Source organism: Kitasatospora sp. NPDC058048 (genome assembly GCF_042885555.1).
Lineage (GTDB): Bacteria > Actinomycetota > Actinomycetes > Streptomycetales > Streptomycetaceae > Kitasatospora > Kitasatospora lactacystinica.
Map to the genome: position 1 here is coordinate 1 of NZ_JBHVRT010000090.1, position 6,412 is coordinate 6,412.

Below are 6,412 nucleotides of genomic sequence, written 5' to 3' on the forward strand. Positions count from 1 at the left end.
CTGCTCGGCCTGAGCGACTCGATCGGCTCGCTGGAGACCGGCAAGCTCGCCGACCTGGTCGTGGTCGACTCCGAGAGCTACGACCTGGTCGCCGTCATGCGCCGCGGCCGCTGGGTGCTCGGCGGCGAGACCTTCCCCACCGTCGGACCCGCCTGAGCGACGACGACGGCCGCCCGTCCCCTCGGGGGCGGGCGGCCGTCGCCGTGTCGTGGTGATCCCGGCCGGACAGCGGGCGGTGGTGGCGGCTCAGGCCGCCGCTGGTGTCGCCTTGAGGACGCCGAGCAGGCGGGTGACCTCGGCGGCGACGGCCGCGCGGGCCGGCCCGAGGTAGCGGCGGGTGTCGACCAGCCGGGCGTCGTCGGCGAGGGCCCGGCGGACCGCGGTGCTGAACACCTGGTTGAGGTGGGTGGCGATATTGACCTTGGTCATACCGGCTTCCACGGCGGCGGTGAGGTCCCCGTCCGCCACACCCGAGGAGCCGTGCAGGACCAGCGGGACCGGCACCGCCCGGCGCAACCGTCCGATGAGCTCGAAGTCGAGCGCCGCGTCGCGGGTGAGCATCGCGTGCGAGGTGCCGACGGCCACCGCGAGCGCGTCCACGCCGGCGGCGGCGACGAACGCCGCGGCCTCGGCCGGATCGGTGCGCACACCCGGGGCGTGGACGCCGTCCTTGCCGCCGACCTCGCCGAGTTCGGCCTCCACCCAGACGCCCGCGGCGTGGCACCGCCGCACCACCTCGGCGGTGGCCCGCACGTTCTCCTCGTACGGCAGCACCGAGGCGTCGAACATCACCGAGGTGAAGCCCAACTCCACGGCCCGGTGGACGAGTTCCACGGAGGTGGCATGGTCCAGGTGGACCGCGACCGGCACCCGCGCGGCCCGGGCGACGGCCAGGGTGGCGGCGCCGATCGGGTCGAGGGCGCCGTGGTAGCGCACGGCGTTCTCGCTGATCTGCAGGATCACCGGCGCACCGGCGGCCTCGGCCCCGGCGACGATCGCCTGGGCGTGTTCCAGCTGGATGACGTTGAACGCGCCGACGCCGCACGCGGCTTCGGCAGCGGCGGCGGCGATCGCGCCGGTTCCGCTCAGGGGCATGGGTCGGACTCCTCGGTTGCGAAGGGGTGGACGTCCACGCGGGACCGCAGGGCCTGGTGGAGGGCGGGGTCGAAGTCGCCGGCCAGCGGTGCGGCGACGGCGGCCGCGGACAGTGCCACGGCCTCGGCCAGCCGGTCGGGCCAGGGCGTTCCGCCGACCAGGCCGAGGGTGAGCGCGGCGACGGCGGCGTCGCCGGCGCCGGTGGGGTTGCCGGCCAGCCGCTCGGGCGAGCGGGCGCGCCAACCGCCCTGCGCGGTGACGGCGACGAGGCCGTCGGCGCCGAGCGAGGCGACCACCGCACCGGCGCCCGCGGCCCGCAGCCCGCGGGCGGCGGCCACCGGATCGGTCAGGCCGGTGGCGGCGGCGAGCTCGTCCGCGTTCGGCTTGATCAGGGCCGGTCCGGCCGCCAGCGCCGTGCTGAGCGCCGCCCCGTCGGCGTCGAGCACCGCCGGGACGCCGTGTGCGTGGGCGAGCCGGAGCAGGTGGGCGTAGGCGTCCTCGGGCACGCCGCGCGGCAGGCTGCCGGAGAGGACCGCCGCCGCGGCCTGCGGCAGCAGGGTGTCGAGGTGGTCGAGGAACCGCGCCCATTCCTCGGCGCTCACCACCGGGCCGGGTTCGAGCAGGATCGTGGTGTCCCCGACTTCCTCCTCGACCACGGCCACCGTCCGCCGGGACTCGCCCGCGATCGCCAGCATGCGGTCGGCCAGGCCGGCGGACGCCAGTTCGGCACGGATCGCCATGCCGGTGAGGCCGCCGGTCAGGCCGGTGACCACGGTCGGGTGGCCGAGGGCGTGCAGGATCCTGGCGACGTTGACGCCCTTGCCGCCCGCGCGCTGGGCCACCGTCCGGACCCGGTTGCTGCCGTGCGGGCGCATCCGGTCCAGGTGGTGGGTGATGTCCAGGGCGGCGTTCAGGGTGACGGTGAGGATCACGCCGCCGCTCCCTCGCCCAGAAGGTCCCGGGCGAGCAGTCCGGCACCGAAACAGCCCGCCTCGTGGCCGAGTTCGGCGGGTACGAGCTCCGGCATCGTCTGGAAGGAGAGGCGCGCCGTCACAGCCGCCCGCAGTGGCGCGAAGTACGGTTCGCCCGCCCGGGCGAGGCCGCCGCCGATCACGATCCGCTCGGGGTCGAGCAGCGTGATCGCGCTCGCCAGGCCGTCGGCGAGCGCGTCGACGGCCTCCTGCCAGACGGTGGCGGCCGCGCGGTCCCCGGTCGCGGCGCGCTCGCCGACCTGCTCGGCGGTGACGCCCGCCTCCCCGGTGGCGGCGGTGTAGCGGCGGGCGACGGCGGCCGCCGAGGCCAGGGTCTCCACGCAACCGCGACGGCCGCAGGCGCACGGCTCGCCGCCGGGACGCACCACCAGGTGGCCCAGCTCGCCGGCGCGGGTGTGGCTGCCGGTGAGCGGCCGCCCGTCGACCATCAGCGCGGCGGCGATTCCGGTGCCGACGGGTACGAAGAGGAAGTTGCGGCTGCCGCGGCCGGCGCCGGCCCTGGCCTCGGCGACGCCCCCGGCCCTCACGTCGTGCCCGAACGCGACCGGGATGCCCAGGTGTTCGGACAGCCAGTGCCGGACGGGCAGGTCCCGCCAGCCGAGGTTGGCGGCCAGCACCGCGGTGCCGGCCGCCTCGTCGACGATGCCGGGCACGGCGATCCCCGCGGCGGCCGGGCGGAAGCGCCCGGCGAGTTCGGCGGCGCAGTCGAGGACGGTTTCGAGGACGGCCTCCGGTCCGCGTTCGGCGCGGGTGAACCAGCGCTCGGTGTGGCAGAGGCGGCCGTCCGCGGCCACCGCCGCGCCCTTGATGTAGGTTCCGCCGACGTCGAGGGCGATCGCCGTCGCGGTCACGGCCGGGTGAGCACGATGGAGCGGGTGAGGTTGCGCGGCTGGTCGGGGTCCAGGCCGCGGCCCTTGGCCAGTTTGACGGCGAGCCGCTGGGCGCGGATCAGGTCGGCCATCGGGTCCAGCGCGCTCACCGACAGCGCGGCGCCGGTCGGCTCGACCTGGTCGACCAGCCCGGCCGGCGGCTCGCCGAAGAACCACACCACGCTGTTGCGGCCGGTGACGCTGATCGGTCCGTGCCGGTACTCCATGGCCGGGTAGGACTCGGTCCACGACCCGGAGGCCTCGCGCAGCTTGAGGGCCGCCTCGTGGGCCAGGCCGACCGTCCAGCCGGTCCCGAGGAAGGTGAACTGGCTCGCCTCGGTGGCCCGTTCGGGCAGCGGGGCGGCCAGCGCCTGCTCGGCGTGGGCGGCCAGGTCGGCGGGGGCGAGGCCGAGGTGGCCTCGCAGCAGCGCCAGCGCGGTGGTGGCGAAGCGGGTCTGCACCACCGACTTCTCGTCGGCGAACTCCAGGTCGACCATGGTGCCGGCGGCCGTGCCGATCGGGGTGGCGAGGTCGCCGGTGAGTGCGACGGTCGGCGTCCCGCCGCAGCGCTCCAGCGCGGCGAGCACCTCGGTCGTGGTTCCCGAGCGGGTGATGGCGACGACGCGGTCGTAGCCACGGGCCGCCGGGAACTCGGAGGCCGCGAAGGCGTCGGTCTCACCGAGGCCGGCGCCCTCGCGAAGGCCCGCGTACGCCTGCGCGATGTAGAGCGAGGTGCCGCAGCCGATCACGGCCACCCGCTCGCCGCGCTCGGGCAGCCCCGCGGGCTCCAGTTCCAGTGCCTTGCGCCAGCACTCCGGCTGACTGGCGATCTCCCGCTCGACGTGACTCATCTGGCTCTCCTCGCTGGGGGCACGGGTGGTGCTCGGGGATCGGTCCGCACCGAGCACTGCTTCATACTGCAAGCATCTGCTTGAAACTGCTCTATTCATAGCTCAACGCGTCATCTTTGAGCAATACTGCTTCATCGAGAGGATCGCGGCACCCGGTCGGTGATGGCCGGCGGATAGGCTCGTGACCAGGGACGACCGAGTCGAGGAGAGAAGATGAGCCCGGATGAGCGATGGTCGCGGCTGCTGGAGATCCTTGGTGATCGGGGCCGGATCGACGTCATGACGGCGGCCGAGCTGTTGGGCGTCTCCGCTGCCACCGTGCGCCGGGACATGGACGAGCTCGCCCGCCAGCAGCTGCTGACCCGCACCCGCGGCGGCGCGGTGCTGAGCGAAGTCGCGTACGACCTGCCCCTCCGCTACAAGACCGCGCGCCAGGCCGGCGAGAAGCAGCGCATCGCGAAGGCCGCCGCCGGGCTCGTCCCGCCCGGCGCGGTGGTCGGGCTCAACGGTGGCACCACCACCTCCGAGGTGGCCCGCGAGTTCGCCACCCGTACCGATCTGGCCGGGCACGGCAATCAGACGGCGCTGACCGTGGTCACCAACGCGATCAACATCGCCAACGAGCTGGCGGTGCGCCCGTACGTGAAGACCGTGGTCACCGGCGGCGTGGCCCGACCCCAGTCCTACGAGCTGACCGGACCGTTGGCGACCATGATGCTGCAGGCGATCTCACTGGACTACGCGATCCTCGGCGTCAACGCCGTCGACCCGCAGTTCGGCGCCGCCACCCACGACGAGGGCGAGGCGAGCGCCAACCGGGCGATGGCCGAGCGGGCGGAGCGGGTCATCGTGGTGGCCGACTCCACCAAGCTCGGCAAGCGCGCGTTCGCGCAGGTCTGCGACACCGGCACGATCGACGCACTCGTCACCGACGCCGACGCCCCGGAGGAACTGGTGGAGCGGTTCACCGCCCGCGGGGTGGACGTCCACTGCGTGTAGCAGCCGCCGTGCGGCACCCCTCCACGGGCCGGAGCCCGCGGCGCGGGCGGGCTCCGGGGAACCCGCCCGCACCAGTTTGATGATGACGGTCCATCAGTTCGAAGTCGGGGTGCTGAACGGTGCCGCTCTGACCCGGTCGGTCCGGATCGCGTCGTGTTGAGGAATCTCGCCGTTCCCGTCGGCATCGCCTCCGATGGGCGGGGCACCCGGGCGGCCGAGCGGTCGCGGATGCCGCCCGGGAGGGGTCGCCCGGTCGGGGGACGGCCTTGGTCCGGCCGTGTCCTCGAAGGGGCGGTGGCCGGTGGCGCCGAGCGCGTCGTCCCCCACCCGACCTGCGCGCTTCCGCGCAGTACGGGTGGGGGAGGGGCGCACGTACCCGGCCTCGCGCAAGTCGCCGCCGCCGATGGAGCGGAGGGGCGCGTGCCGCCTGCGCGGTGTCGCCCGCGGGCTCAGGTGAGGGCGGTGACCAGCAGGGTGAAGGCGGCGACGATGACGGCGACGCGGACGTAGTGGAAGCGGTCCCAGCGGCGCATCTGCTGCTTCCAGTCGGCGGGCCGGTTCTCGGGGGTCCACGTCTTGCCCCGGTTGTTGATCGGGACGAGCAGCAGGACCGACATGATCACGCTGACGATCAGCAGCGCGCCGGCGACGACGACCAGGCCGGCGCCGGGGCGGTGCCATCCGGCGACGGCCCAGACGGCACTCAGGGCGAGTGAGCCGATGTACCAGAACGGCATCAGGGCGCCGAGCATCCGGCCCCCGTGGGCGCGGCCGAGTTGACCGCTGTCCTCGGGGAGTGCGTCGAGGATCCGGTTGATGACGAAGGCGACGGAGAACTCCACCCCCACCATCAGGCCGACGACCACGGTGGTGAAGACCTCAAGTGCGTTGAGCATGGCGACCCCCTGGGATCTAGCGTTGCTAGCCGATGAGGCAACGCTAGACCTGCCGCCGCTCGATTGTCTAGCAGTGCTAGGATCGGATCATGTCGCTACAGGAACGCAAGCAGCGCGAACGGGCGGACCGCGAGCGCCTCATCGTGGCCACGGCCCGCGAACTCGCCGAGCAGCAGGGCTGGGACGCGGTCACCACCCGCCGGCTCGCCGAGCGCATCGAATACAGCCAGCCCGTCCTCTACAGCCATTTCCGCGGCAAGCGCGAGATCATCGGCGCGGTCGCCCTGGAGGGCGCCGCCGAGATGGCCGTGGCACTGCGGGCCGCGAGCTCCGCCGCGGACGGGCCCCGCGCCCGGGTCACCGCGCTCGCCCGCGCCTACCTCGACTTCGCCGAACGCAACCCGGCGGTCTACGACGCCATGTTCCAGCTCGACGGCGGCCTGGCGTTCGCGCGCGAGGACACCCCGGAGCCGCTGAAGGACGCCTTCGCCGCTCTGCTGGAAAGCCTCGGCGAGGTCGCCGGGGACGGTGTCCACCCGGCGCTGTTCACCGAGGTGTTCTGGGCGGCCCTGCACGGGCTGGCCACCCTGACCCGGGCGGGACGGCTGCCGCCGCCGGACACCGGGCGCAGGGTGGAACTGCTGGTGGACCGGCTCGCCGTGCTCTGACACACGGGACGGGGCCGGCCGGACGGGCCGATGGGCCCGTCC

8 protein-coding genes are annotated in these 6,412 nt (G+C 74.2%); 3 read left to right on the forward strand and 5 right to left on the reverse strand.

All coding sequences use genetic code 11. The annotated features are described in order from the left end of the window. Positions 1 to 156 (forward strand): amidohydrolase family protein (locus ACFVVA_RS41930; RefSeq protein ID WP_387695987.1); only part of this gene is annotated, 156 nt, incomplete at its 5' end. A gap of 90 nt (positions 157 to 246) precedes the next feature. Here the strand turns inward: ACFVVA_RS41930 and ACFVVA_RS41935 are convergent. Genes ACFVVA_RS41935 through ACFVVA_RS41950 form a run of 4 tightly spaced genes read right to left on the reverse strand, consistent with a single transcriptional unit; the run spans position 247 to position 3,807 of the window. After that, positions 247 to 1,095 carry a ketose-bisphosphate aldolase gene (locus ACFVVA_RS41935; RefSeq protein WP_387695979.1) on the reverse strand — a complete coding sequence of 283 codons (849 nt, stop codon included), beginning with the start codon at positions 1,093 to 1,095 and terminating at the stop codon, positions 247 to 249. Beyond that, positions 1,086 to 2,027, reverse strand: coding sequence for a 1-phosphofructokinase family hexose kinase (locus tag ACFVVA_RS41940; RefSeq protein ID WP_387695980.1), 942 nt, complete (start codon positions 2,025 to 2,027; stop codon positions 1,086 to 1,088). The genes ACFVVA_RS41935 and ACFVVA_RS41940 overlap by 10 nt, the downstream gene beginning before the upstream one ends. After that, entirely contained in the window at positions 2,024 to 2,938 is a 915-nt protein-coding gene (locus tag ACFVVA_RS41945) for an ROK family protein (protein ID WP_387695981.1), read from the reverse strand. Before ACFVVA_RS41945 ends, ACFVVA_RS41940 begins: the two co-directional genes overlap by 4 nt. Continuing rightward, entirely contained in the window at positions 2,935 to 3,807 is an 873-nt protein-coding gene (locus ACFVVA_RS41950) for an SIS domain-containing protein (protein WP_387695982.1), read from the reverse strand. Before ACFVVA_RS41950 ends, ACFVVA_RS41945 begins: the two co-directional genes overlap by 4 nt. A gap of 213 nt (positions 3,808 to 4,020) precedes the next feature. Here ACFVVA_RS41950 and ACFVVA_RS41955 point away from each other — a divergent pair, with 213 nt between their 5' ends. Further along, the gene (locus ACFVVA_RS41955; RefSeq protein WP_387695983.1) at positions 4,021 to 4,806 is read left to right on the forward strand and encodes a DeoR/GlpR family DNA-binding transcription regulator; all 786 of its coding nucleotides are present in this window, start codon (positions 4,021 to 4,023) and stop codon (positions 4,804 to 4,806) included. 449 nt (positions 4,807 to 5,255) lie between these two features. Here the strand turns inward: ACFVVA_RS41955 and ACFVVA_RS41960 are convergent, their stop codons facing one another. After that, positions 5,256 to 5,702, reverse strand: a complete 447-nt coding sequence (locus ACFVVA_RS41960) for an anthrone oxygenase family protein (RefSeq protein ID WP_387695985.1) — start codon at positions 5,700 to 5,702, stop codon at positions 5,256 to 5,258. Positions 5,703 to 5,791: 89 nt separating this feature from the next. On the opposite strand from ACFVVA_RS41960, the gene ACFVVA_RS41965 reads away from it, so the two are divergent. Continuing rightward, positions 5,792 to 6,370 carry a TetR/AcrR family transcriptional regulator gene (locus ACFVVA_RS41965; RefSeq protein WP_387695986.1) on the forward strand — a complete coding sequence of 193 codons (579 nt, stop codon included), beginning with the start codon at positions 5,792 to 5,794 and terminating at the stop codon, positions 6,368 to 6,370. Positions 6,371 to 6,412 lie beyond the last annotated feature (42 nt).